20 protein-coding genes and 1 riboswitch are annotated in these 26,203 nt (G+C 72.4%); of the genes, 12 read left to right on the top strand and 8 right to left on the bottom strand.

Annotation, left to right across the window (positions count from 1 at the left end; translation table 11 throughout):
- Positions 1 to 552: 552 nt before the first annotated feature.
- From abc-f to E0L36_RS24525, 5 genes are all read left to right on the top strand, one after another.
- Positions 553 to 2,211 carry a ribosomal protection-like ABC-F family protein gene (gene abc-f / locus E0L36_RS24545; protein ID WP_180931434.1) on the top strand — a complete coding sequence of 553 codons (1,659 nt, stop codon included), beginning with the start codon at positions 553 to 555 and terminating at the stop codon, positions 2,209 to 2,211.
- Positions 2,212 to 2,353: 142 nt separating this feature from the next.
- Entirely contained in the window at positions 2,354 to 3,304 is a 951-nt protein-coding gene (locus tag E0L36_RS24540) for a phosphotransferase (RefSeq protein ID WP_180931433.1), read from the top strand.
- A 311-nt stretch (positions 3,305 to 3,615) separates the two neighbouring features.
- Positions 3,616 to 4,248 carry a GyrI-like domain-containing protein gene (locus tag E0L36_RS24535; protein ID WP_180931432.1) on the top strand — a complete coding sequence of 211 codons (633 nt, stop codon included), beginning with the start codon at positions 3,616 to 3,618 and terminating at the stop codon, positions 4,246 to 4,248.
- Positions 4,249 to 4,425: 177 nt separating this feature from the next.
- The gene (locus E0L36_RS24530; protein ID WP_180931431.1) at positions 4,426 to 5,040 is read left to right on the top strand and encodes a hypothetical protein; all 615 of its coding nucleotides are present in this window, start codon (positions 4,426 to 4,428) and stop codon (positions 5,038 to 5,040) included.
- Between the two features lie 650 nt (positions 5,041 to 5,690).
- Positions 5,691 to 6,899, top strand: a complete 1,209-nt coding sequence (locus tag E0L36_RS24525) for a Cmx/CmrA family chloramphenicol efflux MFS transporter (RefSeq protein WP_258016606.1) — start codon at positions 5,691 to 5,693, stop codon at positions 6,897 to 6,899.
- Between the two features lie 296 nt (positions 6,900 to 7,195).
- Here E0L36_RS24525 and E0L36_RS24520 read toward each other — a convergent pair whose 3' ends face one another.
- Positions 7,196 to 7,552, bottom strand: a complete 357-nt coding sequence (locus tag E0L36_RS24520; RefSeq protein WP_180931430.1) for a hypothetical protein — start codon at positions 7,550 to 7,552, stop codon at positions 7,196 to 7,198.
- Between the two features lie 333 nt (positions 7,553 to 7,885).
- Between E0L36_RS24520 and E0L36_RS24515 the strand changes: the two genes are divergently transcribed.
- From E0L36_RS24515 to E0L36_RS24500, 4 genes are all read left to right on the top strand, one after another.
- Complete coding sequence (locus E0L36_RS24515) at positions 7,886 to 8,830, top strand: MurR/RpiR family transcriptional regulator (RefSeq protein ID WP_374705585.1); 945 nt, start codon at positions 7,886 to 7,888, stop codon at positions 8,828 to 8,830.
- Between the two features lie 900 nt (positions 8,831 to 9,730).
- Positions 9,731 to 10,687, top strand: coding sequence for an N-acetylmuramic acid 6-phosphate etherase (murQ, locus tag E0L36_RS24510; protein ID WP_180931429.1), 957 nt, complete (start codon positions 9,731 to 9,733; stop codon positions 10,685 to 10,687).
- A 483-nt stretch (positions 10,688 to 11,170) separates the two neighbouring features.
- Complete coding sequence (locus E0L36_RS24505; protein ID WP_180931428.1) at positions 11,171 to 13,219, top strand: PTS transporter subunit EIIC; 2,049 nt, start codon at positions 11,171 to 11,173, stop codon at positions 13,217 to 13,219.
- Between the two features lie 439 nt (positions 13,220 to 13,658).
- Positions 13,659 to 14,330 carry a hydrolase gene (locus tag E0L36_RS24500; protein WP_308416918.1) on the top strand — a complete coding sequence of 224 codons (672 nt, stop codon included), beginning with the start codon at positions 13,659 to 13,661 and terminating at the stop codon, positions 14,328 to 14,330.
- 172 nt (positions 14,331 to 14,502) lie between these two features.
- Here the strand turns inward: E0L36_RS24500 and E0L36_RS24495 are convergent, their stop codons facing one another.
- The 5 genes from E0L36_RS24495 to thrC all read right to left on the bottom strand — a co-directional run bounded on the left by E0L36_RS24495 (position 14,503) and on the right by thrC (position 20,345).
- Positions 14,503 to 15,324 (bottom strand): MerR family transcriptional regulator, encoded by an 822-nt coding sequence (locus tag E0L36_RS24495; RefSeq protein ID WP_180931427.1) that lies wholly within the window; start codon positions 15,322 to 15,324, stop codon positions 14,503 to 14,505.
- A 198-nt stretch (positions 15,325 to 15,522) separates the two neighbouring features.
- Positions 15,523 to 17,151 carry a chaperonin GroEL gene (gene groL, locus E0L36_RS24490; RefSeq protein ID WP_180931426.1) on the bottom strand — a complete coding sequence of 543 codons (1,629 nt, stop codon included), beginning with the start codon at positions 17,149 to 17,151 and terminating at the stop codon, positions 15,523 to 15,525.
- A 343-nt stretch (positions 17,152 to 17,494) separates the two neighbouring features.
- Positions 17,495 to 17,698, bottom strand: a complete 204-nt coding sequence (locus E0L36_RS24485) for a cold-shock protein (RefSeq protein WP_016472377.1) — start codon at positions 17,696 to 17,698, stop codon at positions 17,495 to 17,497.
- Positions 17,699 to 18,159: 461 nt separating this feature from the next.
- Complete coding sequence (locus E0L36_RS24480) at positions 18,160 to 18,441, bottom strand: MoaD/ThiS family protein (protein WP_180931425.1); 282 nt, start codon at positions 18,439 to 18,441, stop codon at positions 18,160 to 18,162.
- 602 nt (positions 18,442 to 19,043) lie between these two features.
- On the bottom strand, positions 19,044 to 20,345 hold the full coding sequence (thrC, locus tag E0L36_RS24475; protein WP_180931424.1) for a threonine synthase: 1,302 nt from the start codon (positions 20,343 to 20,345) through the stop codon (positions 19,044 to 19,046).
- A gap of 15 nt (positions 20,346 to 20,360) precedes the next feature.
- Positions 20,361 to 20,502, bottom strand: a riboswitch (SAM riboswitch).
- Between the two features lie 138 nt (positions 20,503 to 20,640).
- Here thrC and E0L36_RS28040 point away from each other — a divergent pair.
- Both E0L36_RS28040 and E0L36_RS24460 read left to right on the top strand, forming a co-directional pair.
- Positions 20,641 to 21,939, top strand: a complete 1,299-nt coding sequence (locus E0L36_RS28040) for a glucosyl-3-phosphoglycerate synthase (protein WP_258016539.1) — start codon at positions 20,641 to 20,643, stop codon at positions 21,937 to 21,939.
- Positions 21,940 to 21,968: 29 nt separating this feature from the next.
- Entirely contained in the window at positions 21,969 to 23,552 is a 1,584-nt protein-coding gene (locus tag E0L36_RS24460; protein ID WP_180931423.1) for a trehalose-6-phosphate synthase, read from the top strand.
- A gap of 522 nt (positions 23,553 to 24,074) precedes the next feature.
- Here the strand turns inward: E0L36_RS24460 and E0L36_RS24455 are convergent.
- Positions 24,075 to 24,650 (bottom strand): TerD family protein, encoded by a 576-nt coding sequence (locus E0L36_RS24455; protein WP_180931422.1) that lies wholly within the window; start codon positions 24,648 to 24,650, stop codon positions 24,075 to 24,077.
- 309 nt (positions 24,651 to 24,959) lie between these two features.
- On the opposite strand from E0L36_RS24455, the gene arfB reads away from it, so the two are divergent.
- On the top strand, positions 24,960 to 25,388 hold the full coding sequence (gene arfB, locus E0L36_RS24450; protein WP_374705584.1) for an alternative ribosome rescue aminoacyl-tRNA hydrolase ArfB: 429 nt from the start codon (positions 24,960 to 24,962) through the stop codon (positions 25,386 to 25,388).
- A 212-nt stretch (positions 25,389 to 25,600) separates the two neighbouring features.
- Here arfB and E0L36_RS24445 read toward each other — a convergent pair whose 3' ends face one another.
- Positions 25,601 to 26,182 (bottom strand): flavin reductase family protein, encoded by a 582-nt coding sequence (locus E0L36_RS24445; RefSeq protein WP_308416917.1) that lies wholly within the window; start codon positions 26,180 to 26,182, stop codon positions 25,601 to 25,603.
- Positions 26,183 to 26,203 lie beyond the last annotated feature (21 nt).

The raw sequence follows: 26,203 nt of genomic DNA, 5'->3' as shown, positions 1-26,203 counted from the left end.
GCCCGTCCTCGCGCGTTACCCCCGTCCTCGGGCATGCGAAGACCATCGGGCGTACGGCGGCCACCGGACGTGGGGCTGCCGCCGGACGTAGCGCTGCCGCCGGGGGGAGGGCTGCCGCCGGGGGCGACGTCCAGGCGTACAGTCCTCAGGGCGCCGTTCGGGGCCCCTCGGGACGCCGTCCAGGACAACCCCCGGGACGCGTGACGTCCGAACACCCGGCGATCCAGGCCGGGTTGGGGCTCCGTCGCGTCGAGTGCCCCCGGTGCCCGGCGCGTCCCGCTTCCGGTCGGCAACGCAGCGGGCGGAGGCCGCCGCGTACCCCCGTACGGCGGCTCCCGCATGGAGGGGGACGAGGCGTCCGGCGGGCGGGGTGCCGCGGGAGGATCACGGGCCTCGTCCCGCGCGCACGGCCACACGAATAACCAGGGGTGCGCGACATCCCCCCTTGCTACAGTGCCGGTATGGCTTTCCTCTTCTTCGTCTGAGTCCGGGCACGGCCCCCGCGCCGTTTCTGCTGTCCGTAGACCTTTCGTACGCCCAGGGAAAAGCCCCATGCGCGAACGCGCCCGTACCTCCCTGCCCACCGCCCGTTCCGTGGTGGCGCAGCTGTCCGTGAAGTCCGTCACCAAGTCGTACGGCACCCGGACCATCCTCGACCAGGTCTCCTTCACCGTCCGGCCGGGCGAGAGGGCCGCCGTCATCGGCGAGAACGGCTCCGGCAAGTCCACCCTGCTGCGGCTCCTCGCCTCGGCCGAGACGCCGGACGACGGGGAGATCACCGTCCGCTTCCCCGGCGGAACCGGCCACCTCGCCCAGACCCTCGACCTCGACGCGGACCGTACCGTGCAGGACGCCGTCGATCTCGCCCTGACCGAACTGCGGGACACGGAACGGGCCCTCCGTGCCGCGGAGGCCACCCTGGCCGACGCGTCGGCCGACGAACTCGACGCGTACGGCGAACTGTTGACCGCCTACGAGGAACGCGGCGGATACGAGGCGGACGCCCGGGTGGACGCCGCCCTGCACGGCCTCGGACTCGCCCGGATCGCCCGGGAGCGCCCACTCGGCTCACTCTCCGGCGGCGAACGGTCACGCCTCGCGCTCGCCTGCGTCCTGGCCGCCGCCCCCGAACTGCTGCTCCTGGACGAGCCGACGAACCACCTCGACGCGGCGGCCGTGCGCTGGCTGGAGGAACACCTGCGCGCGCACCGCGGCACCGTCGTCGCTGTCACCCACGACCGTGGCTTCCTGGAGCGCGTCGCCACCACGATCCTGGAGGTCGACCGGGACGAGCGCACCGTGTACCGGCACGGCGACGGCTGGTCCGGCTACCGCGCCGCGAAGGCCGCCGCCCGGCGCGGAGCCGAACAGCGGTACGCGGACTGGGTCGAGGAGGTGGCTCGCGCGCAGGAGCTGCTGGAGACCGCCAGCAGGCGGCTGGCCGGCACCGGACGCGACCCGAGACAGGGCTTCGGCAAGCACCGCCGCTCCAGCGAGGCGAAGCTCGGCGGTCAGGTGCGCTCGGTGCGGGAGCGCCTGGAACGGCTACGGCGCGAGCCGGTGGCGGAACCGCCGGTACCGCTCCGGTTCACGACGCCGCTGCCCACGACGGCCGACGCCGACGACGACGCCGAGGGCACGCTCGCCGAACTCGACACCGTTCGGGTCGGGGAACGGCTGCGCCTGGACGGACTCCTGACGATCGCGCCCGGCGGACGCCTCCTCGTCACGGGAGAGAACGGCGCGGGCAAGACGACGCTGCTCCGCGTCCTCGCGGGCGACCTGCGACCGGACGCGGGCACGGTGCGCCGCCCCGCCCGGATCGGCTACCTCCCCCAGGAACCGCCCCCGCACGCCGGTTCGTTGCCGCTGCTCGCCGCGTTCGCCGCCGGGCGGTCCGGGCCGCCGGACGAGCACGCCGAACAGCTCCTGTCCCTCGGCCTGTTCCGCGAACAGGACCTGCGGGTCCCGGTCGGCGCCCTGTCGGTGGGACAGCGGCGGCGGCTCCAGATCGCGACCCTGGTGACCCGCCCCGCCGACCTCCTCGTCCTCGACGAGCCCACCAACCACATCGCGCTCGACCTCGTCGAGGACCTTCAGGCCGCGCTCGCGGCGTATCCGGGCGCCGTGGTCGCGGTCTCGCACGACCGCGACTTCCGGGCGCGCTTCGACGCCGAACGCCTGGAACTACGCGTCGGCCGCGGGTACTGACCCCCGGCCGGGCTGGCCGGGGCCGTACCGGAACAGTCCGGGCCGGGCCGGGGCAACCCGCCGAACCGGACCGCCCAACCCCAGCCCGTCATCCACCAGTTCACCCATCCACCGAAACAACGAACGAACCAGGGGACACTCCATGACCACCTTCCTCACCCCACGCCAGCGCGCCGACCGCACCTCCGCCGCCGTCGACGCGGCCGTCGCGGCCGGGCGTGAACTCGGCCTGACCGTCACCGAACCCACGGTGCTCCACGACCTCTTCTCGGTCGTCGTCCACCTGGCCCCCTCACCCGTCGTGGCCCGGATCCCCACCGTCCTGCCCAGCCCGGACGATCTGGCCGCCCTCGCACGCCGCCAGCGGGACGAACTGGACGTCACCCGCTGGCTGGCCGACCAGGGGGTCCCCGTGATCGCGCCCAGCCCGCTCGTACCCAGCGAACCCGTACGGCGTGACGGGTTCTCGATGACGTTCTGGCCGTTCGTCGAGGAGGCCCGGGACCGGGAACCCGACTACGTCGCCAACGCCGAGAGCGCCGCCGACCTGCACGCGGCGATGCGCGCCTACCCGGGACACCTGGAGTTCCTGTCCTCGGCGGACCCCGGGTTCATCACGGACAGCCTCACCCGCCTCGACGAGCACCCCGATCTGGTCGGGGCGGCCGAACTGGACCGGGCCCGCCGCGAATGGCGGGCCCTGGAACCCCTCGTACGCTCACGCGACGCCTTCGAGACCCGGTTTCCCGGCGTCGAACTCCAGCCGCTGCACGGCGACTCACCGCCCGCCAACATCTTCAACGCGGTGGACGGCGACCTCTACTCCGACTTCGAACTGGTCACGCTCGGCCCCGTGGAGTGGGATCTGGCCGCCCTCGGCCCGGAGCTGGTGGCCGCCTACAACCACGGTGCCCTCCGCAACGGCACGCGGCAGCTCGACGAGGAGGTCCTCGCCTTCGTCAACGCCCTGGGCATGCTGCGGGTCATCGCCACCCTCACCCTGGTCCCGCAGCTCCCCGAGCTACTGGACTACCTCAGGCCCGCGATCGAGCACTGGCGGACGACACCCTCCGCCTTCGACACCAGCGACTGACCCCGTCCACCTGACAACCGGACCGGAGGCCCCGGCAGTTCGGCTCCTCACCTGAGCAGCCGCCCCCGGGGCCTCTCCCCGGCCAGATCGAACCCGCCGGGCTTCCCGCCATCTCCGGTACGCGGCCGACGCGTTCCGTACGCGGGTTCCGTCGGACGGCCAGTACCCCGCAACCATCGGGGAGTTGGACGGTAAACGGCGCCTCCACCAGACACCTCCGCACCGGCGGTGCCGGTGCGGCGCCGTGTCTGACGCGCGGTGGGACGGCGCGTTGTCCGCCGTTGTCGGACACTCGTGACAGGGTCCTCCGCATGACCGCCACGTACGACGTCAAGCGTCAGCTGAAGGGGTGCTACGCGCCCAGGAACACCGACTGGGAGCTGGTCGACGTCCCCGAGTTGACCTTCGTCGCCGTCGACGGGCAGGGCGATCCCAACACCTCCGCCGGGTACCGCCGTTCGGTCGAGGCGCTGTACACGGTGGCCTACACCGTGAAGTTCACGAGCAAGCGTGAGCTGGGCAGGGACTTCGTCGTAGGCCCCCTGGAGGGGCTGTGGTGGGCGGACGACATGGACGACTTCCTCAGCCGTCGCAAGGACAACTGGCGGTGGAGACTGCTCATCAACGTCCCCAGCTGGATCACCCCCGGCCTGATCGATGATGCCCGGCGAACCGCCCTTGCCAAGAAGGGACTTCCGGCCATCGAGGACGTTCGGGCGGAGACGCTGCACGAGGGAACGGCCGCCCAGGTCCTCCACGTCGGCTCCTACGACGCGGAGACGGCGATCCTCACCCGGCTGCACCGTGACTACCTCCCCGCCAACGACCTCCGCGAGACGGGGTCGCACCACGAGATCTACCTCAGCGACCCGCGCAGGACGGACCCCGCCAGGCTCCGGACCGTGCTACGGCAACCCGTGGAGACCCGAACGGAAGGGGCCTGAGGTGGTGTTCGCCCACGACATCAGGATCAGGATGTCCACCCGCCCGCCCCAGACCGGTCCGGTCCTCGGATCGGAGGAGTGAGACCCGCGCGTATACGCCTGGCCGGAGCAGCGACCGACTCCTGTGACGGGCCGGGTCGTTGAGTTCACACCGTACGGTCCGCCAGGCTGCTGGCCATGCACCGCCCGACCTTCACGGCGCCGCCGCCCGATCCCGAACCTCCCGCCGTGGACGCCTTTCTGTCCGCCGCCGACCGCGTCATGAACGGCAACACCCTGTTGCTCACGGCCTCCTGCGACATTCCCGTCACGGTCGGCAACCGGCAGGTCGTCCTTCACGCCTTCCTGCGCGACGCCGTGTTCGAGCAGCGAACGCGCGCCGCCGACCGCCACCGCGGCTGGTTCAACCTGGGTGACGAGGACGGGGAACGGCCTCCTCAACGACCGCTTGCGCGCGCCGACTTCGACGCCACGCTCCACCCCCTCGACCATGCCGGATTCCTGGACCGGCTTCGCTGGATGCTCCGCGAGGCATTCAGCCCCTACCACGGCCACTACCCGGCGGCGGAGGCCGAACCGCTGGTCCACGACTTCGCCCGGGCCCTGCTCGGTACGGACGGGCCGTCGTGGTCCTTCGCCGCCATCAGCCCCGACTTCCTGCGCGACAGCGGCTACCACACCGGTGAAGAGCCGCAGGAACCGGTGTACTTCGACGGAGGCGCCTCCGACACCGCCACGCTCGTGCACCGGCACCACACCCTCCATCTCCTGCTCACCAACGGCTCGCCCTGAACCGGAAGTTGACGAACCGCGCACCTCCCGGCGCGGCAACCGGACGAGCCACCGCCACCCACGACACCACCGACCCGGGGCCCGGAGAGGCGAAGCACTGTGCACGCGAGGTGACGGACACCGTGATGTCCAACGTCAGTGATCCGAGAGTCCCTTTGGATGCGACACCGCCGTTTACCTCAGATTCGTACCAATTGAGACTGTTATGCAGAACATGCCCTAATCAGGGACGCTCTGCTCCTGTTGCGCCGGGAAACGTCTCCCTTATGCGGGACTTGGAGGGAGGCACCTACGGCCACGCGGCAGCGCGGCGCCTGGCGCCCCCGTGGTGAGCTGGAATGTCTCGTCGGGCGGGGTGGTTGACAGCGAATATGTCCAGTCACCGCTCCCAGCCCGGCCCTTCCCAGACGCCGGTCCCCGCCGACCGTCCCGCCGCCTCCTCGCCCGCACCGGGCCACGTCGGGCGGCAACCCCAACGCACGGACAGTGACGGTCAGTCCACGTCCGGCGACGGCGAGTCCGCGTCCGACGACGGCGACACCGGGGCGGGGGCCAGGGCCGGGACCGGGAAGGTCGACGGCGGCACGGGGGTCCCCCTCGCGGTGTGGGTTCTCGGCCTCTCGGTGGCCGCCCTGGGCACGAGCGAGTTCATGCTCTCCGGGATACTCCAGCCGCTCGCCCGCGACATGGGCGTCAGCATCCCCCAAGCCGGGCTGCTGATCTCGGCGTTCGCGATCGGCATGGTGGTGGGCGCGCCCGTCCTGGCCGCCGCCACCCTGCGGCTCCCTCGTCGTACCACGCTGATCGCGCTGCTGAGCGTGTTCGGTCTGGGGCAGGTCGCGGGCGCGCTGGCACCCACCTACGGCGTACTCTTCGCCTCCCGCGTGGTCAGCGCGCTGGCCTGCGCCGGGTTCTGGGCGGTCGGCGCGGCCGTGGCCGTCTCGCTGGTACCGGTCACCGCGCGGGCCCGGGCCATGGCCATCATGCTGGGCGGCCTCAGCATCGCCAACGTCGGTGGTGTGCCCGCCGGTTCACTGCTCGGCCAGGAGTTCGGCTGGCGGTCCGCGTTCTGGGCGGTGGCCATCCTCTCGGCGGTGGGGCTGGTCGGCGTGATCGCGTTCGTCCCGGCCACCCGCCCGCCGAGCGGCGCCGACGCGCCACGGCTGCGCGCCGAGATCCGTATCTACGCCGACCGGCAGGTGTGGCTAGCCCTCATCACCATCGCCCTGAACGCCGGTGCCGTCTTCGCGCTCTTCTCGTACCTCTCCCCGCTCCTCACCGACGTGGCGGGACTCGACGAACGCTGGGTCCCCACCGTGCTCGGCCTGTTCGGGCTCGGCGGACTTCTCGGTACGGTGCTCGGCGGGCGCATAGCCGACGCCCACCTGTTCGGCACGATGTACGGCGGCATCGCGGCCTCCGCCGCGGTGCTGGCCCTGCTCGCCCTGCTGGCGGAGAGCGCCCCCGCCGCGATCGGACTGTCGCTGCTGCTCGGGCTGGCGGCGTTCACGACCGGACCGGCCCTGAACGCCCGCATGTTCAACGTGGCGGATGCCGCCCCCACCCTCGCGGGCGCCACCGCGACCGCGTCGTTCAACATCGGCAACACCATCGGCCCCTGGCTGGGCGGCCTGGTGATCAGTGCGGGCTGGGGCTACCAGGCGGTCGCCTGGACCGGCGCCGCGCTCGCCGCCGCGGGCGTGCTGGTGACCGCGTACGCCTCCCGCGTCCACCAGCGCACCGCCGCCGTACGGCGCCAGGCCACCGCGCCGCTCCACGACGAGGCCCCGGGCGCCCCCCGGCCGACGGAGCCGGAACGACCGTCCCCGCCCCACGATCCCGCGCGGGCCCGGACGTAGCACGACGGACTGTCGGAGCCGAACGGCCGCAGGACCCTAGGTCGTTGGCGGTGCCGAACGGCCACCCGACACAGGGCCGTTGGAGCGGCGAAGAGCGGTTGGGTCGCGGGGGGGGCGAACGGACGGATGCGGCAGGGGCGTTGGACTGATGTGAACCGGCGGATGCGGCAGGGGCGTTGGGCGGGCGGATGTGTGGGCCGTTCGGCGGGCGGAGGGGGCGGGACCGGCGGGTGAGCCGGGACGGCCGGTCCTCGCGGGTGTGGCTCGGCCCGAACCGTCGCTGTCCGCCCGGTGGTTCAGGAGCGGGCGCCGAGGGCGCCGACGGGGGCCACCACGCGTTCCGACTCCGGGCAGACCCAGTGGGGGTCGACGCCGAGTTCGGGCTCCACTCCGAGGGAGTGTTCCATCTCGGTGTCGCCCAGCGGACAGCGCGGCCACCGGGTGCCGCGCCGGTCCATCAGCGCGTCCTGTACGTCCTGGGCGAGCAGCCCGTCCACGAAGACGGCACCGTCCGGCCACTGTTCGACCCACCACCGGCGGTGGGCGACCGCCTCCTCCACCAGCGAGACCACCTCCGCCTCGGCCGCTCCGCTCGCCTCCAGGTCGGCGAGGACCCGTGCTCGTGCCGTGTGCAGCGCCCGCTCAAGTTCCATCCGTCCATTGGATCAGAGTGCGGCCGGAGACCCGGTATGCCCGGACGCGCACGGGAACGCCCCCACGGGTTGCTCCGCACACGCGTCACGCGCCCCACACTCGTAACGGACGCGAACCACGAACCGTGGACACGCACCCGTAAGGCCGTGAACAGCGAGCGCGTGGACCTACCGGTGCGGCTCCACGGGAGAGCACACAAGTGAACTGGAGCTAACAGCGAGTCCACGGCGGGCGGTTCGGACGCGGAACGCGGGACGGGCGGTGCTCAGCGGCGCGAAATTCCTCGCGGCGACTCCTTGACCGCCCCCTCCGAGTGAAAATATGTTCCGCCTGTGATGAGCCACCTGAAGGAAAGTTTCGCCGCTCGGGGAAGCGAGACGCCGGCCGCCATGCGCGCGTCTCCCGGCGCGCTCGCTGCGAAGGTCCGCACCATGGCGCCTTCGATGACGCGCTCGATGCAACGCGTCGCGGAGACCGTCGCGGGCGATCCGGCGGGCTGTGCCCAACTCACCGTGACCGGGCTCGCCGAGCGCACCGGTACCAGCGAGGCGACCGTGGTCCGCACCTCGCGTCTGCTGGGCTACCCCGGGTACCGGGATCTGCGGCTGGCCCTCGCCGGGCTCGCCGCCCAACAGGCCTCCGGCGCCGCGCCGTCGGTGACCGCCGACATCGCGGTGGACGATCCGATCTCGGACGTCGTCGCGAAGGTCGCCCTGGACGAGCAGCAGACGCTGGCCGACACCGCGGCCGGGCTGGACACCACGCAGGTCGAGGCGGCGGTCGCCGCGCTCGCCACCGCCCGGCGCATCGACATCTACGGGGTGGGCAACTCCGCGCTGGTGGGCCAGGACCTGTCGCAGAAGCTCCTCCGGATCGGCAGCGTGACCCACGCGCACGCCGACCCGCATCTGGCCGTCACCACCGCCGTCCAGCTCCGCGCGGGGGACGTGGCGCTCGCGATCACCCACTCGGGCAGCACCGTTGACGTGATCGAGCCCCTTCGGGTGGCCTTCGACCGGGGCGCCGTCACCATCGCCATCACCGGACGCCCGGACAGCGAGATCGCCCAGTACGCCGACCACGTGCTGACGACCTCGACGGCCCGCGAGAGCGAGCTGCGCCCGGCCGCCATGTCCAGCCGGACGAGCCAACTGTTCGTGGTGGACTGTCTGTTCATCGGAGTCGCCCAGCGCACCTACGAGACGACCGCCCCGGCGCTGTCCGCCTCCTACGAGGCACTGGCGCACCGTCACTCGCCGCGCCCGCGCACCCGTTGACCTCATCGACCCCCCGGCGTACCCCCCGGGGAGCCGCCTGTGGCCGCCCCGCGTCCGGGGATCCGGACGCCGGGGAGCCGCACTGTAGCCCGGTGCCGGAGCGGCGCTCCGCCCCGTCCCACCGGGCCCACCCCTCCGCCGCGAGCGGCGCTCGGCCCCCCGTCCCCTCATCCGGCGGCGGCGAGGCGCCCTCCTCCATCAACTCCCGTCCGGTGGCCACCCCTTCACGCGGCGTCGGCCGAGCCCCGGCCCGCGCCCACACCCTCCGCGCCCCCGGCCCGCGCCCCCTCCCAGTCGCGGCGTTCGGCCGCCCGGCGCTCCCTCCAGCGGTCCGCCCGGCGCCCCCGGTCCCCCGTCCGGCGGTCGTGCGATGGCCCCTCTCGCGCGAGGTCGGGGGCGGGGAAGGCGGCGGGGGCGGTCCGTGTCCCGGCCCACGCGCCCGTTCCCTTCCCGTCCACCGTCCGGACGCTGGGCGCGCCCCCGCCCGTGAGCCGAGCCGGGGCCCGCCCGCCCATCGGAACGCCGGGCGCCTCGTACCTGGTGCGCCGGCCGCGGGACCGTCACCCGCTCGCCTTCCTCCGCGATCCCTCACCCGTCCTCGATCCGTCACCCGCGATCCGTCATCCGCCAGGACCGAAGCCACCAACGAATCGAAACGGACCCAGAACAACGCGAGCCGAAGACCCAGCGAACGCACCAGCCCAGGACACTGACCTCCGTGCCCACAGCACGGACGTGAACGCCCGGAGCGCGGACCGTGGTGCCCGGGACGCCGACGCGACAGCGCCCGACGCGGACGCGCGGGCCCGGGAACCACACCACCCACCTCGCCCCACGAGCACCGACGCCGAGAACCCCGCGAGCATGTCTCAGAGAAAGCCCGGAGAGAGCCGCACCGCCATGACCACGCCCTCCCACGCCGAGGCCCCCGGGCCGAACGGCACCCTGCGCGCCCAGATGGAGACGTTGACCACCGAGGCGTTCCGCAGTGACCTGTCCGATATCGACCAACTGACCACGCTGGAAATCGCCAAGATCATGAACGGCGAGGACGTCACGGTGCCGCACGCCGTGGCCCAGCAGCTGCCCCGTATCGCCGAAGCCATCGACGCGACCGCCGAACGGATGGCGCGCGGCGGCCGTCTCGTCTACGCCGGGGCGGGCACCGCGGGCCGCCTCGGGGTGCTCGACTCCAGCGAGTGCCCACCCACCTTCAACACCGCGCCCGGACAGGTGGTCGGGCTGATCGCCGGAGGCACCGACGCCATGGTGTCCTCGGTCGAGGGCGCCGAGGACAGCGCCGAACTGGCCGCCTCCGACCTGGACTCCCTTCGGCTGACGGCGGACGACACCGTGGTCGGCGTCTCCGCCTCGGGCCGCACCCCGTACGCCGTCGGCGCCGTCCGGCACGCCCGTGTCGCGCACGGCGCGCTGACCATCGGACTGTCCTGCAACGCGGGCTCCGAGCTGGCCGCGGAGGCGGAGCACGGTATCGAAGTGGTCGTCGGACCCGAGCTGTTGACGGGCTCCACCCGGCTGAAGGCCGGAACCGCGCAGAAACTGGTCGTCAACATGCTCTCCACGATCACGATGATCCGGCTCGGTAAGACCTACGGAAACCTGATGGTCGACGTACGGGCGTCCAACGAGAAGCTCCGCGCGCGCTCCCGGCGGATCGTCCAGCTGGCCACGGGCGCCAGCGACGAGGAGATCGAGCGGGCGCTCGCCGCCACCGACGGCGAGGTGAAGCACGCGATCCTGGCGATCCTCGGCTCCGTGGACGGCCCCACCGCGGCCCGTCTGCTCGACGAGGCCCACGGCCACCTCCGGGTGGCACTCCGCGCCGCCGCGGCCTGAGCACCCATGGACCGGTGACCCAGCGTCACCGGCACGCGGTACGGCGGCGGCGACCGGGGACGGCCAGCCGGGGGGCTGGCCGTCCCGGGACCGCCCGGCGAGCACCGCGCCTGACGGGTCGCCGGTCCATGGGAGTGGGGTGCGGGCGGACGGCGCGTGACGCACCGTCGACGCGCCGCCCGCTGCCCACTCACCCGAGCCGGCCCGCCCCACCGGACCCCGGCTGGCCGACCCGCGCCGCCCGGCCCACCTGACCCCCATCAGCCCACCGGGCCACCGCGCTCGGTCGCGGTGTCGCCCCGCCCCCGCCCGTCGTTGAGGCCCGCCCCGCACCGCTCGGCCGTTGGAGGGGTACCCGACGGACTCCCGGGACCGTGCCCGAATTGCTTCCGTTTCTGACACGTTTCTGCCGAATAGCGACCATTCCGTGTCCTACGTTCGCTCCCAAGAGCACGCGCCCCCACACGGAAGAGCGCCAGTGTCATGAGCGACCAGCAGCACCGTGAGATCGCGGCGGCGATTCTCCCCCTGGTGGGAGGCGCCGGGAACGTCACCTCCGTCGCGCAGTGCATGACCCGCCTGCGCCTGACCCTCGTCCACCGCTCCCTCGTCCAGGACGAGGCCCTGACCGCGCTCCCCGCGGTGCTCGGCGTGGTGGAGGACGACACCTACCAGATCGTCCTCGGCCCCGGGAAGGTCGCCCGGATCGCCCCGGCCTTCGAGGCGCTGCTCCACGAGGAGCGCGCGGCGTCGACCGGCCCCACCACCCCCGCGTCAGCCCCGCCCGGCGGCGCGGACCACCCCCGCCACCCACACCCCGCCAATCCCGCAGCCCCCCACGGCCAGCCCCCACACGACACGGCACACGGCGGCGGCACGCCCCCGGACGGCGCCACCCCGAACCGTACGACCCGGGGGGCGGCCGACGCGGACGGACCGGCCCCCACGGCGGAGAGCCTGGCGGCGGAGGGGGCCGCGCTGCGCGCCGAGCGCAAGCGCCGCAACGCGACCCCGGTGAAGCTGCTGCTCCGCCGGATCGCCAACATCTTCGTCCCGCTCATCCCGGCGCTGATCGGCGCGGGCATCGTCGCGGGGCTCAGCGGCGTACTGGGCAACGCGGGCTGGCTGCCTGGACTGACCCCGGCCCTGAACGCGATCAGCGCCGGGTTCATGTCACTGATCGCGGTGTTCGTCGGGATCAACACCGCACGGGAGTTCGGCGGTACCCCGGTACTCGGGGGCGCGGCTGCGAGCGTCATCGTCTTCGCCGGGGTCTCCGAGGTGTCCGTCCTCGGAGAGCGGCTCTCCCCGGGACAGGGCGGGGTGCTCGGCGCGCTCGGCGCCGCCCTGCTGGCCACGTTCCTGGAGCGGGGCTGCCGCAGGGTGGTACCCGAGGCGGTGGACGTGCTCGTCACACCCACCGTGACGCTCCTGGTCACCGGCCTCGTCACGCTGTTCGGGCTGATGTTCCTGGCCGGTGAGGTGGCCACCGGGATCGGCCGTCTCGCCGACTGGCTGCTCGCGCACGGCGGAGCCGTCGCGGGTCTCGTCCTCGGTGGGCTCTTCCTGCCGCTGGTCATGCTCGGGCTGCACCAGGCGCTGATCCCCATCCACACCACCCTGATCGAACAGGACGGATTCACCGTGCTGCTGCCGATCCTGGCGATGGCCGGAGCGGGCCAGGTGGGCGCCGCCATCGCCGTCTACCTGCGGCTGCGGGAGAACGCCTCGATCCGCCGGACGATCCGCTCGGCGCTGCCCGCCGGGTTCCTCGGCGTGGGGGAACCACTGATCTACGGGGTCTCCCTCCCGCTCGGCCGCCCCTTCGTCACCGCCTGCCTGGGCGGTGCCGTCGGCGGCGGGGTCATCGGTCTCTGCTACCAGTTGGGCGGCGCGGTCGGCTCCACCGCGATCGGCCCCTCGGGCTGGGCGCTGTTCCCCCTCCTCAAGGGGGACACCGGACTGGGCACGAGCGCGGCGGTCTACGGCGCCGGACTGCTCGCGGGCTACCTGGCGGGCTTCGGGCTCACCTACTGCTTCGGCTTCACCCGTCAGATGCTCACCGAACTCAACGCCACCACCGAGAGCACGGCGGTCGCCCCCCACTCCACCCCCGCCGCCCCCGATCCCGCACCCGCGCCCCCGTCCGCGCCGGCACCGGCACCGGCGGCCACCGGAGGACCGGCGCCCGCCACCCCCGTCCCAGCCGAAGCCACCGGACGCCCCCCGCGGACCGGGGCCGCCGCGTCCGGCCCGGCAAGAGGTGGCCCGGATCCGTCCGGCATGGCGCACGGTGGCCCGGACCCGGCGGCGATCCTCCACCCGGAGGCTCCCACCGCCCGTCCGCGCCACACCGGCCCCGGCTCCCCGGTCGCGGCTCACCCCCCGCACGACCCGAACACCCCCGAGGGACACGACGAGCCGGACGACCCGGACGGAGCCGGAGGACCGGACGGGACCGGCGGCCCGGACGACCCCGACGGCCCGGACACGGCGGGCGGCCCCCGCCCCCGCACCCCCGCCGGCGTCTGACCCCACGGCTCCGGCCAAGAGGGCAGCGCCGGGCGGGCGCGCCGTGGGTGGACGGTGCTTGGCCCGGCGGGCGACGGCGTCGACAATCCGAGCCGACCCGCCGGACACCCGGCACACCACCCGGAAGGGACCACTCCCCGCCCCTCACCACCCACCTCGCCCACCTCCAGCGGTCCGGCGGCCCGACGCCTCGACGTCCCGACACCCCGTGACCTCGGACACCCCGGGTGACCAGCCGGACGAGACCGAACAGGCCGAACAGGCCGAACAGTTGGAAACGGCCAGACCGGACGGTGACCCATCGGGGTGGAAGCGGGGGCGAACAGCACGGACAGGCCGGGACGGACAGGCCGGGCGGACGGGACCGGGCGGACGGGCGAGGCCTCCGCCCGGTCCGGCACGCCGGGGTCAGGCACACCAGGAGCGCAGGAGGAACACCGTGAGCACGGCACACAGGGCACCCGTATCGGACCGGTTGCTGACCCCGACCAACCACACACTGATGCTGATCGACCACGAGAGCCAGATGGGGTTCGCGGTCGGTTCGCACTCGATGGAGATGGTCATCAACGCCACCCACGGACTGGCCAGGACAGCCGCGCTGTTCGAGGTGCCGACCATCGTCACCACCGTCATGGAACGGCACTTCAGCGGGCCGCTGTTCCAGGGCGTCCGCGAGGTGTTCCCCGACGCGGACACCTGGATCGACCGCACGACGATGAACCCGTGGGAGGACGAGCGGGTGCGGCTGCGCGTCAACGAGGCCGGCCGCCCCAAACTCGTGCTCGCCGGGCTGTGGACCGAGGTCTGCGTGGTCCTGCCCGCGCTCTGCGCCGTCGACGAGGGGTTCGACGTCTACGTCGTCGCCGACGCCTGCGGGGGCGTCAGCACCGAGGCGCACGAACGAGCCATCCAGCGTCTGATGCTGGCTGGGGTCGCGCCGCTGACCTGGCTCCAGTACCTGCTGGAACTCCAGCGGGACTGGGCCAGGACCGCGACCTCGTCCGCCGTCGGGGACATCGCCCGGACGCACGGCGGCACCTACGGGCTCGGCGCCGAGTACATCTACCGGATGCTGGACTGGGACCGCGCCGAACGCCCGTCCTCCTGACCGGCCGACCACCCGCCTCCCTCCGCCCGGCCAACGGCCACGCACCTGCCCAACCGGGCTGCCGGATCCGTCAATCCGCCGGTCGACCGGCCCGCCCCCAGGAGACGGTCCTCACCGGCCAGGGGTAGCTCAGGAGCCGGACAGAGGGCGGTCAGGGGTGGTCGGAAGCCGGTCAGGCGGGGACGACCGGCTCCTGGAGTTCGGTCACCCAGGTCTCCGGGTCACCGTCGCACTCCAGCGTCAGCTCACGGGAGTTCCCGTACGAGCGGTAGCCGTTGGCCTCGATCCAGCGGCCGAGGGCCTGGTGCGTGGGGGCGACCCGGTCCATCGAGCCGTGGTGCACGGTCGTCGCCGCGCGCTCCACCCCGGGCAGGTCGACAACGTCGAAGTCGTACCGCGCGTCCGGCGCGGCCGAGACCGTCACCCCGGCGTGCACGGTGACGGCCACGTCGTCCTCGGCGCACTCGTAGTAAGCGACGCCGGGACCCGAGGGGGTGACCCCGGCCCGCTCCAGGCGCCGGAACAGCTCCTCGTACAGCGGCTGGATGACCGGCCCGATGTGTTCCGGTCCGAACCCCTCGGCGGTACCGCTGAGTTCCGCCACCCGCACCGGTGGCAGCGTCTTCACGACAACGTCCTGCTCGTTCATGTGGCCCTCTCGCTGGATGGTTCGGAGCCGCACCTCGACCCGCGTCAGCCGCGCGGCCCCCTCGGCCACCGCCGCCTCCTGCTCCGCCCGCCGCAGCCGCAGCATGCCGCAGAGGTGCTCGACGTCGACGCGTTCGTCCAGGATCGAGCGGACCTGGTCGAGCGTGAACCCGAGATCCTTCAGCGCGATGACGCGGTTGAGCTGGCTGAGCTGGGCCGCCTCGTAGAAGCGGTACCCGGTGACGGGGTCGGTGTGGGCGGGGCGCAGCAGACCTATGGCGTCGTAGTGCCGCAGCATGCGGACCGAGACGCTGCCGTGCCGGGCGAAGTCTCCGATGGTGAACATGGTGCTTCCAGTGCAGGGTCTGACACGGGGTGAGGGTCAAGTCCACACCGCGGGCCACGGGCCGGAGCCACCCCGGCGGCCCTCGCCACAGCGGCCCGCACACGCCGAGGGCGGCACCCCGCGTGGGGGTGCCGCCCTCGGAGCGGACCGGATGGGCCGGGGTTCGGGCGGTGCCCGAACCCGGCCCGCGCGGCTGGATCAGAAGTCCATGCCACCCATGCCACCGGCGGCGGCAGCGTCCGCACCAGCGGCGGCCTTCTCCGGCTTGTCGGCGATGACGGCCTCGGTGGTGAGGAACAGCGCCGCGATGGAGGCGGCGTTCTGGAGCGCCGAACGCGTCACCTTCGCCGGGTCGTTGATGCCCTCGGCGAGCATGTCGACGTACTCACCAGTCGCGGCGTTCAGGCCGTGGCCCGGGGTCAGGTTGCGCACCTTCTCCGTGACCACACCGCCCTCAAGGCCGGCGTTGACGGCGATCTGCTTCAGCGGGGCGGCCAGCGCCAGCTTGACGGCGGCGGCACCGGTGGCCTCGTCGCCCTCCAGCTCCAGCTTCTCGAAGACGCTGGAAGCCTGGAGCAGGGCCACGCCACCACCGGCGACGATGCCCTCCTCGACGGCGGCCTTGGCGTTCCGCACCGCGTCCTCGATGCGGTGCTTCCGCTCCTTCAGCTCGACCTCGGTCGCGGCACCGGCCTTGATGACGGCCACGCCACCGGCCAGCTTCGCGAGGCGCTCCTGGAGCTTCTCGCGGTCGTAGTCCGAGTCGGAGTTCTCGATCTCGGCGCGGATCTGCGCGACGCGACCGGCGACCTGGTCGGTGTCGCCCGAGCCGTCCACGATCGTGGTCTCGTCCTTGGTGATGACGACCTTGCGGGCGCGGCCCAGCAGCTCCAGACCGGCGTTCTCCAGCTTGAGGCCGACCTCCTCGGAGATGACCTGACCACCGGTGAGGATGGCGATGTCACCGAGCATGGCCTTGCGACGGTCACCGAAGCCCGGGGCCTTCACGGCGACGGACTTGAAGGTGCCGCGGATCTTGTTGACGACCAGCGTCGACAGGGCCTCGCCCTCAACGTCCTCGGCGATGATCAGCAGCGGCTTGCCGGACTGCATGACCTTCTCCAGCAGCGGAAGGAGGTCCTTCACGTTGCTGATCTTGGAGTTGACGATGAGGATGTAGGGGTCCTCCAGCTCCGCCTCCATCCGCTCCATGTCGGTGGCGAAGTAGGCGGAGATGTAGCCCTTGTCGAAGCGCATGCCCTCGGTGAGCTCCAGCTCCAGCCCGAAGGTCTGCGACTCCTCGACGGTGATGACGCCTTCCTTGCCGACCTTGTCCATCGCCTCGGCGATCAGCTCGCCGATCTGCGGGTCACCGGCGGAGATGGAGGCGGTGGAGGCGATCTGCTCGCGGGTCTCCACGTCCTTCGCCTGCTCCAGCAGGGCGGCGGAGACGGCCTCGGTGGCGCGCTCGATGCCGCGCTTCAGCGCCATCGGGTTGGCGCCCGCGGCGACGTTGCGCAGACCTTCCTTGACGAGGGCCTGGGCCAGGACGGTCGCGGTCGTCGTGCCGTCACCGGCGACGTCGTCCGTCTTCTTCGCGACCTCCTTGACCAGCTCAGCGCCGATCTTCTCGTAGGAGTCCTCGAGCTCGATCTCCTTGGCGATGGAGACACCGTCGTTGGTGATCGTGGGGGCGCCCCACTTCTTCTCCAGCACGACGTTGCGGCCCTTCGGGCCGAGCGTGACCTTGACGGCGTCAGCGAGCTGGTTCATACCGCGCTCAAGGCCGCGCCGCGCCTCCTCATCGAACGCGATGATCTTGGCCATGTGAAGTGGTCCTCCCTGGAGGTCCCGCCCGCGGCCGAAGCCCACGGGTGAGGGGTGGATTGCTCCGGACCGCGCTGGCGCCCGCGACGGACGGCCCACCGCCCGGCGGTCCCTTGCCCCACCCGGCTTGCGGACCTCACCGACCCGGTCCTTCTGTCACTCTCATGCTGTGAGTGCTAACGCCCATGATTAGCACTCACCCCCTCAGAGTGCAAGCGCCGCAGGCGCCACCCGAGGGCGGTGGCCGGGAGACCAACCAGGAGACACGGGCGGGCACACAGGTGGGGCCGCATCCCCGAGGGATGCGGCCCCACCTTCAGTCAGCGCAGTATGTGGTCGGCGCTCAGCCCGTCACACGGACCATGTCCGCCTGCGGCCCTTTCTGACCCTGCGAAATCTCGAACTCGACCCGCTGTCCTTCGTCCAGGGTGCGGTAGCCGTCCATCTGGATCGCGCTGTAGTGGACGAACACGTCCGCACCACCGTCGACCGCGATGAAGCCGTACCCCTTCTCCGCGTTGAACCACTTGACGGTGCCCTGAGCCATTCCTAACTCCCCTATTACTGGCCCTTGCACGAGCCCGCACTTCACGAACCCGGGTCAGACCTCACCTCCGGATGGACGGAGGTGTGCGCCGGAACGCGTCGACCGCCGCTGAATGTATCTGGACGGACGCCCAGTGCAACAGGTCAATCGGACGAGAATTCTGGGCGCGGCCTTTTACCGATTACCGCTGAATTCGGGGAAAAGCGGGGCAACTCGGGCCCGGCAAACACCACCAACACGACAAATGCCGCTCCGATTTCGGGCACAACTTGTCGCGATCTCATATGTGTTTGACACAAGTGGAGCTGGGGGATGCTGCCACTCTACCGTCTCGGAACGGGTGCTCACGCCCATCTCCGAGAGGCCGCGCGACCCCCTGCCACCGGGCGTGACCTCCGTACGACGGTGGCCCCGGGACCGAGCGGGCCCCGGGACCACCGTGGGACCTCGGGAGGGGCGCGTCAGCGCGCGCCCCCCGCGACGGCCGGGATGATCGAGACCCCGGCACCGTCCGGCGTCGGCGTCTCCAGACCCTGCTCGAAACGCACGTCGTCGTCGTTCACGTAGACGTTCACGAAGCGGCGCAGCTTGCCCTCGTCGTCCAGCACCCGGGCGGCGATTCCGGGGTGGTTCTTCTCCAGGTCAGCCAGGACCTCGGCGAGCTTTCCGCCGTCGGCGGTCACCTCGGACTCGCCCCCGGTGTAGGTGCGCAGGATGGTCGGGATTCGGACGTTGACGCTCATGCGATTCACTCTCTCTGCGATGTGTGTGGTGTTCACGGTGTTCCGCACCGTCCGCGACACAGATGGGATTCGTCCGGAATCACGGGATGTGCGGGATATACGGGCTCGTGGGCTGAACGCAGGCTGACGAGGGGTACGGGGTACGGGATGGACGCGGCTCGCGCGCCGCGCCCACCGGACGAGGCTCGGGTCAGGACGGTCGCGCCCGCCCGTCCGGCCACTTCCCGGTTCCACGCCGCACCGCGCCGAGGGGCGGTGGCGACGCCCGGTCGGCCGCGGAGCCGGGCGACCGGAGCCCGCGCCGCCGGCCCACCGACGTTCACCTCCGACACCCTCGGGCCCTCGCCAGGCGTCGGCCCTCGGCTCCGGGTCCGATCCGTTCGGTCGCAGCCGGTCCGGTCCCGTCCGATCTGGTCTGATCTGGTCTGATCCGGTCCGTGCCGGCTTCGTGGCGGTACGGACGGTCCTGGGCCGTTCCGGGGCAACGGGTGGGACGCGGTCCGTCGCGTGGTCCGGAGCCCCCGCCGGTGCCGGGCTCGGTCCCGGGCGGCCGATCGCCTACCGGTTCCGCCGGGTGGTGGGCCGCCGGGGAGCGGCCCGGTTCACCCGGAGAGTCCTGCGGCGCGGAAGGCGTCGAGACTGGGCCTGATCACGGCGGACGGGCCGCAGCTGGGCGCCACCGCGTCGAGCGTCTTGAGGCCGTCGCCCGTGTTCAGCACCACGGTGCTGAGCGTGGGGTCGAGCGCGCCGGCCTCGATCAGCTTCCGGGTGACGCCGAGCGTGACGCCGCCCGCGGTCTCGGCGAAGATCCCCTCGGTACGGGCGAGCAGCTTGATGGCGTCCACCACCTGGGCGTCTGTCACGTCCTCCACCGCTCCGCCGGTCCGGCGGGCGATGTCGAGGACGTAGGGGCCGTCGGCCGGGTTGCCGATCGCCAGGGACTTGGCGATGGTGTCCGGCCGGACGGGACGGACCACGTCGTGGCCCTCCTTGAACGCCCGGGAAACCGGTGAGCAGCCCTCGGCCTGCGCGCCGAAAATCCGGTAGGGACGGTCCTCCACCAGACCGAGCTGGATGAGTTCCTTCAGCCCCTTGTCGATTTTGGTGAGTTGGGAACCGGACGCGATGGGAATGACGATCTGGTCGGGAAGTCGCCAGCCGAGCTGTTCGCAGATCTCGTAGGCGAGCGTTTTGGAACCCTCGCCGTAATACGGCCGGAGATTGACGTTCACAAAGCCCCAGCCCTCACCCAGCGGATCTCCGATGAGTTCCGAGCAGAAGCGGTTCACGTCATCGTAGTTTCCCTCGATGCCGACCAGTTCTCCGCCATAGACGGCGGCCATCACGACCTTTCCCTGTTCCAGGTCGTGCGGGATGAAGACGCAGGAGCGGAATCCCGCGCGGGCCGCCGCCGCGCCCACCGCTCCGGCCAGGTTGCCGGTGGAGGAACAGGAGAGGGTGGTGAAGCCGAAGGTCCGCGCGGCCTCGACGGCGATGGCCACCACCCGGTCCTTGAAGGAGTGCGTCGGGTTACCGGAGTCGTCCTTGACGTGCAGCGAGCCGGTGACGCCCAGCTCACGGGCGAGGTTCCGGGCCTCGACGAGCCGCGTGAACCCGGGGTTGATGTTCGGGTGGGCCGCCACGTCGGCGGGGACCGGCAGCAGCGGCGCGTAGCGCCAGATGTTGTCCGGACCCGACTCGATGCGGCGCCGCAGCGCCTCGGGGTCGCCGACGGGCAGCTCGTAGGCGATCTCCAGCGGGCCGAAACAGCTCTCGCAGGCGAAGATCGGGCTGAGCGGGAAACGCTCTCCGCATTCGCGACAGGACAGCGCCGTGGCGGGACCGAAATCGGCGGAGGTAGCGCGCGCGGCGGGCGCGTCGGGGGCAGCGGTGTGCACAGCCATAAAAAGCGAGGCCCTTCCTCATCTTCCCCGAGGCGTATTTCACTTCGGGCCGGAATTGGCACCTTCCCCACGGCGGCCTCGCAGGAATGAGCGAGTGCGCGCGGGAGGGTTGCCGGGGCTTCAACGGGCCGGATCCCTCTGCCCCTCTGGATGAGCTGTATGGCACCGACAGCGACCGGTACGTCGACGGAGATCGGCGGATGCCGATCGGCGCCGACGCGCGTCGCCTTCCGACGACGGGAGGGCCGTCGGGCGTTTGTGACACGCGGACCCCGATACGCCGTGGTCATGCGCGTTGCTCAAGACTGTAACCGACAACGGGCTGCTCGGAACCAGCTGTCCGTTCCGCGAGATTGATCTTCCAGGAGGCGCGAACGTGCTCGACGAGGTGGGCTCTTGGCTTCGGTGCCGCTCCTGGACCGCGGCCGACTGGCCGCTGGAGCGCCTGCTCGCGGACAAACGGCGGACGGGGGACACGGTCAGCGTAGTGCTGCCCGCGCTGAACGAGGAGCGGACGGTCGGCCGGATAGCGTCCGTGATCCGCGGCGAGCTGATGACCGGGGACGTTCCGCTGGTGGACGAGCTGGTGGTGATGGACTCGGGCTCCAGTGACCGCACGGCCGAGGTGGCCGCGGCAGCGGGAGCCAAGGTGATCCACCGGGACGAGGTGCTGCCCCGGCTGCCCGCCCGGCTCGGGAAGGGCGAGGTGCTGTGGCGCTCACTACTGGTCACCGAGGGCGACCTGGTCTGTTTCGTGGACGCCGACCTGACCAGCTTCTCCCCCGCCTTCGTCACCGGGATCGTCGGTCCCCTGCTGGCCGATCCGAGTCTTCGGCTGGTGAAGGCGATGTACGAGCGTCCGCTGGGCAGCGTGCCGGACGAGCCCACGACGGACTCCTCCCCCACCAGCCCCCCGACTCCGTCCGCGCCCCGGTCAGAGGCCGGGGCGGAAGCCGGGTCCCGTACGGAGTCCGGAACGGAGTCCGGCATCTGGTCGGGTGCCGGGGCCGGGGCCGAGAGCGGGTCCGGGTCCGAGCCCGGGTCCGAGGTCGGCTCGTCCCTGGCCGGAGCCGGGGAGGAGGCGGGAGTGTCCGGGACGGCGTCCGGTGGGCGGGACGGGGACGGCCAGGGACGGGAGGGGAGTCCGAGCGGCGGCGGGAGGGTGACCGAGCTGGTCGCCCGCCCCCTGATCAACCTGCACTGGCCTCGGCTGGCTGGCTTCGTCCAGCCGCTCGGCGGGGAGTACGCGGCCCGGCGGGAGCTGCTGGAGCGGCTGCCCTTCCCGGTCGGCTACGGCGTGGAGCTGGGACTGCTGGTCGACGCGCTGGAGCTGGCCGGCCTGGACGCGCTGGCGCAGGTCGACGTGGGCGTGCGGCACCACAGGCACCAGGACGCGCGGGCGCTGGGCAGGATGGCGGCCGCCATCCTCGCCACCGCCGAGCGGCGGCTGGGCAGGGCGCCCCGGAACCTCCGGCTCACCCAGTTCGACCGCGGCCCTTCGGGCGGCTTCGCTCCGCGCACGTGGCCCGTCGAGGCCGAGGAGAGGCCCCCGATGCGCGGTATCCCCGAGTACCGCGGGGGAACGGGCGTTTGAGCGGTTCGCCCGGAGGCTAGGCTCCGGCCATGGTCGCTCATGCCGAGGTGCGTCCGGCCCAGGTGCTGGTCGCGTCCAATCGCGGGCCGGTCAGCTACACCCGCGCCGAGGGCGGTGGACTCACCGCGAAGCGTGGGGGTGGGGGGCTCGTATCCGGTCTCTCGGCGATCGGGCCGGAGGCGGGGGCGCTCTGGGTGTGCGCCGCGCTGGGCGACGCCGACCGGGCGGCGGCGAGCCGGGCGGGCGCCCGGCTGGACTCGGCGGACACCGGCGGTCAGGCCGTCCGGATGCTGGACATCCCGGCGGAGGTGTTCACCCTCGCCTACAACGGCGTCGCGAACTCGGTCCTCTGGTTCGTCCACCACCTGCTGTACCAGACGCCCCTCGAACCCGCCTTCGCCGAGGAGTTCGAGCGGCAGTGGGCCGCGTACGAGGCGTACAACGCCGCCTTCGCGGAGGCGCTGGCCAGCGAGGCGGCCGACGGCGCCACCGTCCTCGTACAGGACTACCACCTCACCCTGGTCCCGGGGCTGCTCCGGGACCGCCGCCCCGACCTGCGGATCGGCCACTTCTCGCACACCCCGTGGGCACCGCCCGACTACTACCGGCTGCTGCCCGACAGCTGCCCGGACGACGTGGCGGCGCGGGTGCTGCGCGGTGTGCTCGGCGCCGACCGCGCGGCGTTCCTGACCTCGCGCTGGGCCGAGTCCTTCGCCGACTGCTGTGTCCGGGTGCTCGGCGCCGAGGTCAGCGGCGGGGCGCGCGGGAAGGGCGAACTGCGCGTCAGTCACGCCGGGCGCACCACCCGGATCGGGGTGCACGGTCTGGGTGCCGACGGGGACTTCCTGCGCGAGCGCGCGCACCGGCCGGACGTGGCGGAGCGCGTCACCGCCCTCCGCGCACAGATCGACGGCCTCACGGAGACGGGCGCGACGGCGGGCGCGGCGCCGAGCGCCGAGGGCGGGGAGCGGCGGCGGGTGATCGTCCGGGTGGACCGGACGGAGCTGTCCAAGAACATCGTGCGCGGCCTGCGGGCCTACCGCTATCTGCTGACGCACTACCCGCACTGGCAGGAGCGGGTGACGCACCTGGCGTTCGCCTACCCCTCCCGGCAGGACCTCGCCGTCTACCGCGACTACACCGCCGAGGTCGCCCGCGTCGCCGAGGAGATCAACACAGACTTCGGGCGGCCCGGTTGGACCCCGGTGCTGCTGCACGTCAAGGACGACTTCGCGCGCTCGCTCGCCGCCTACCGGATCGCGGACGTGGCGCTGGTCAACCCGATCAGGGACGGGATGAACCTGGTCGCCAAGGAGGTGCCGGTCGTCTCGGACGAGGGGTGCGCGCTGGTGCTCTCCCGCGAGGCGGGCGCCTTCGCGGAGCTGGGTGAGGACGCGATCGCCGTCAATCCGTACGACGTCGCCGGTACGGCGCGGGCGCTGGACGCGGCGCTGACCATGCCGCCGGACGAACGGGCGCGACGGAACCGCCGACTGGCCGCCGCGGCCACCGCGCTCCCCCCGGAGCGCTGGTTCCTCGACCAGCTCGCGGAACTGCGCGAACCGGCTCCGGCCACCGCGCACGCCGATGCCACCTCGTCCACACCCGGGTGAGCGACGCCCGGTACGGCGTCCGCTGAACGCGGCGCGTACGACGGGCGGTCGGGAACAGGGCGTCGATGTCCCGGTTACGGAGCGATCGTTCGGAGGCGGCGCTGGGACCGCGGGTGGAGCGGAGCCGGGTGGTGAGGGTCGGGAGTGAAGAGCTGACCGTGGGGCGGGGCTCCGGCCGACGGACCGCGGGGCGACTGCCCCGGAAGGCGCCCGGGCTCGCGGGCAAGGCGGCCCCCGAGGAACCAGGGGGCCGAGAGCCCGGGGGTTCGGGCCCGGCGGCCCGGGAGGTGGTGCCCGGTGACCGGGCACCACCGCACCGGGGCAGGCACCCACGGCGCGGGACCGGGCGGCGGGGCCAGCCCGACGGCCGGACCCTTCAGCCGTCGGACGCGCACCGCACCGCGGACCGGGCCGCGCGTGGGCACCTGCCGATTGAGCGCCAACCTCCCCTGGAGTCAGGGGAGTTGGCCGGACCATCCGCCCGGCGCGCGGCACGCGGGCGGACGCCTGTCCCGGTACGACTCAGACGTTGACGCCGAAGTCCTGGGCGATACCGGTGAGACCGGCGGCGTAGCCCTGGCCCACCGCGCGGAACTTCCACTCCGCGCCGTTGCGGTACATCTCGCCGAAGACCATGGCGGTCTCGGTGGCGGCGTCCTCGCTCAGGTCGTAGCGAGCGATCTCAGTCTGGTCGGCCTGGTTGAGGATGCGGATGAAGGCGTTCCGCACCTGCCCGAAGTTCTGACCGCGCGAGTCGGCGTCGTAGATCGAGACCGGGAAGACGATCTTATCGACGTCCGCGGGCAGCGTCGCCAGGTTGACGTTGATCTGCTCGTCGTCACCCTCGCCCTCACCGGTGACATTGTCCCCGGTGTGCACGATCGCCTGCTCCGGCGAGGTCTTGTTGTTGAAGAAGATGAAGTGCTGGTCGGAGTAGACCTTGCCGCTGGGGTTCACCGCGATGGCGCTCGCGTCGAGGTCGAAGTCCGTGCCGGTGGTGGTGCGGACGTCCCAGCCGAGGCCAACCGTGACGGCGGTCAGGCCCGGTGCCTCCTTGGTGAGCGAGACGTTGCCGCCCTTGGACAGGCTTACAGCCATGGGGATGCCCTTCTCTTGAGTCTCGGATGACGATCCGTGCGGATGCGTCGGCGCGGGCACCGCTACCACGGGCCACGCGCCTACCTGCCCAACGCTATAAGCGCTGGCGGGAGTTCCGTGTTCCTTTACCTTCTTTGCGGAAAGCGGAGCGGGACGTGGGGCGCCGAGGCGCCTGCCCCCCCCCAGCCCGACAGCCGGTCGGGGCGAAAGCGGGGCCCGGCGGCCAGGCGGGCCGGGAGCGGGGCCCGGCGGCCAGGCGGGCTCAAATACGGGTGACGGCGGGGGGTGGGAGGCGCGACCATGGTGAACATGTCAGGCCCACTCTTCATCCGAGGCTCGGTCTCCCTCCCGGAGTCCGAGCTGACCTGGCGTTTCTCGCGGTCCTCCGGCCCGGGGGGCCAGCACGTCAACACCAGCGACAGCCAGGTGGAACTCCGCTTCGACCTGGCGCGCAGCGGCACGTTGCCCGAGGTCTGGAAGCAGCGCGCGCTGGAGCGGCTGGCCGGTCGGCTGACCGGCGGCGTCCTGGCGGTCCGCGCCAGCGACCACCGTTCCCAGTGGCGCAACCGCGAGACGGCGGCGGAGCGTCTGGCGGCGCTGCTGGCCGAGGCGACGGCGCCGCCCGCGCCGCCCCGCCGCAGGAAGCCGAAGCCGCGTGGGCTCAACGAGCGGCGGCTGGAGCAGAAGAAGCGGCGCGGCCAGCTCAAGCAGGGCCGCTCCAGCCGGAGTTGGGACTGACCCCGACTGACCCCGACTGGCCGACCGACCCCGACTGGCCGGCTGATCCGCGCTGATCCGGCCGGTGTCGGGGACGGACCCGACCGCGCGGGCCGGGAGCCCCGGCGGTCACCCGGAAACCCCGCGGAGGCGCGAGGACGCGACGGGCGCGAGAACGTCGCCTGACGTCAGGGACTCCGGGGACGTCCGGGGGACGCCGGGGCCCAGGTGGGTCAGCGCAGGAAACGGTAGTGGCCCCGGTAGTAGGTGAGGGGGCCCGCGGAGTCCTCGTGGGCGAGGGTCGTGGCCAGCACACCGCCGATGAACAGCGTGTGGTCGCCCGCCCGCACGCTCCGCTCGGTACGGCACTCGACGGCGGCCAGCGCCCCGTCCACCAGCGGGGCCCCGGAGGCGGCGCCCCGGGTGTGCGGGAGTTCACGGAACAGGAGCCGGTCGCTCAGCCGTCCCTTCATGGCGAAACGTCCCGCCGACTGACGCTGCCCCTCGGTGAGCAGGGAGGCCGCCCACAGGGGCTGGCGCTCCAGCAGTTCGGCCATTCGCGAACCGGTGCGGACGCTGGCGAGGACGAGGGGCGGTTCCAGTGAGACGGACATGAAGGCGGTCGCCGTCATCCCGACGTCCGCGCCGTCCGGCTCGTCCTCCGGGTCGTGTGCCGCCAGCAGCACGACTCCCGCCGCGAGACGTGCCATGGCGGCCCGGAACTCGTCCTCGCTCACCCCTCCAGCATGAGGTACGGGCCGGTCCTCCGGCCGCTCGGCTGACTGCTGCTGGGCTCGTTGCGCTGTGTAAGACACGTCTCGCACGGTAACCGGCCC

It is taken from the genome of Streptomyces sp. AJS327 (assembly GCF_013450295.1).
Classification (GTDB): Bacteria; Actinomycetota; Actinomycetes; order Streptomycetales; family Streptomycetaceae; genus Streptomyces.
This window is presented reverse-complemented; position numbering and strand designations above follow the sequence as displayed.

What these genes read in the sequence shown, in the direction of transcription:
- E0L36_RS24495 (WP_180931427.1), bottom strand. Translation starts at nt 15,324, where the DNA reads ATGTTCACCATCGGAGACTTCGCCCGGCACGGCAGCGTCTCGGTCCGC.
- abc-f (WP_180931434.1), top strand. Translation starts at nt 553, where the DNA reads ATGCGCGAACGCGCCCGTACCTCCCTGCCCACCGCCCGTTCCGTGGTG.
- groL (WP_180931426.1), bottom strand. Translation starts at nt 17,151, where the DNA reads ATGGCCAAGATCATCGCGTTCGATGAGGAGGCGCGGCGCGGCCTTGAG.
- E0L36_RS24455 (WP_180931422.1), bottom strand. Translation starts at nt 24,650, where the DNA reads ATGGCTGTAAGCCTGTCCAAGGGCGGCAACGTCTCGCTCACCAAGGAG.
- E0L36_RS24505 (WP_180931428.1), top strand. Translation starts at nt 11,171, where the DNA reads ATGAGCGACCAGCAGCACCGTGAGATCGCGGCGGCGATTCTCCCCCTG.
- E0L36_RS24480 (WP_180931425.1), bottom strand. Translation starts at nt 18,441, where the DNA reads ATGAGCGTCAACGTCCGAATCCCGACCATCCTGCGCACCTACACCGGG.
- E0L36_RS24530 (WP_180931431.1), top strand. Translation starts at nt 4,426, where the DNA reads ATGCACCGCCCGACCTTCACGGCGCCGCCGCCCGATCCCGAACCTCCC.
- E0L36_RS24540 (WP_180931433.1), top strand. Translation starts at nt 2,354, where the DNA reads ATGACCACCTTCCTCACCCCACGCCAGCGCGCCGACCGCACCTCCGCC.
- E0L36_RS24535 (WP_180931432.1), top strand. Translation starts at nt 3,616, where the DNA reads ATGACCGCCACGTACGACGTCAAGCGTCAGCTGAAGGGGTGCTACGCG.
- thrC (WP_180931424.1), bottom strand. Translation starts at nt 20,345, where the DNA reads ATGGCTGTGCACACCGCTGCCCCCGACGCGCCCGCCGCGCGCGCTACC.
- E0L36_RS24485 (WP_016472377.1), bottom strand. Translation starts at nt 17,698, where the DNA reads ATGGCTCAGGGCACCGTCAAGTGGTTCAACGCGGAGAAGGGGTACGGC.
- arfB (WP_374705584.1), top strand. Translation starts at nt 24,960, where the DNA reads ATGTCAGGCCCACTCTTCATCCGAGGCTCGGTCTCCCTCCCGGAGTCC.
- murQ (WP_180931429.1), top strand. Translation starts at nt 9,731, where the DNA reads ATGACCACGCCCTCCCACGCCGAGGCCCCCGGGCCGAACGGCACCCTG.
- E0L36_RS24520 (WP_180931430.1), bottom strand. Translation starts at nt 7,552, where the DNA reads ATGGAACTTGAGCGGGCGCTGCACACGGCACGAGCACGGGTCCTCGCC.
- E0L36_RS24460 (WP_180931423.1), top strand. Translation starts at nt 21,969, where the DNA reads ATGGTCGCTCATGCCGAGGTGCGTCCGGCCCAGGTGCTGGTCGCGTCC.
- E0L36_RS24525 (WP_258016606.1), top strand. Translation starts at nt 5,691, where the DNA reads ATGCTCTCCGGGATACTCCAGCCGCTCGCCCGCGACATGGGCGTCAGC.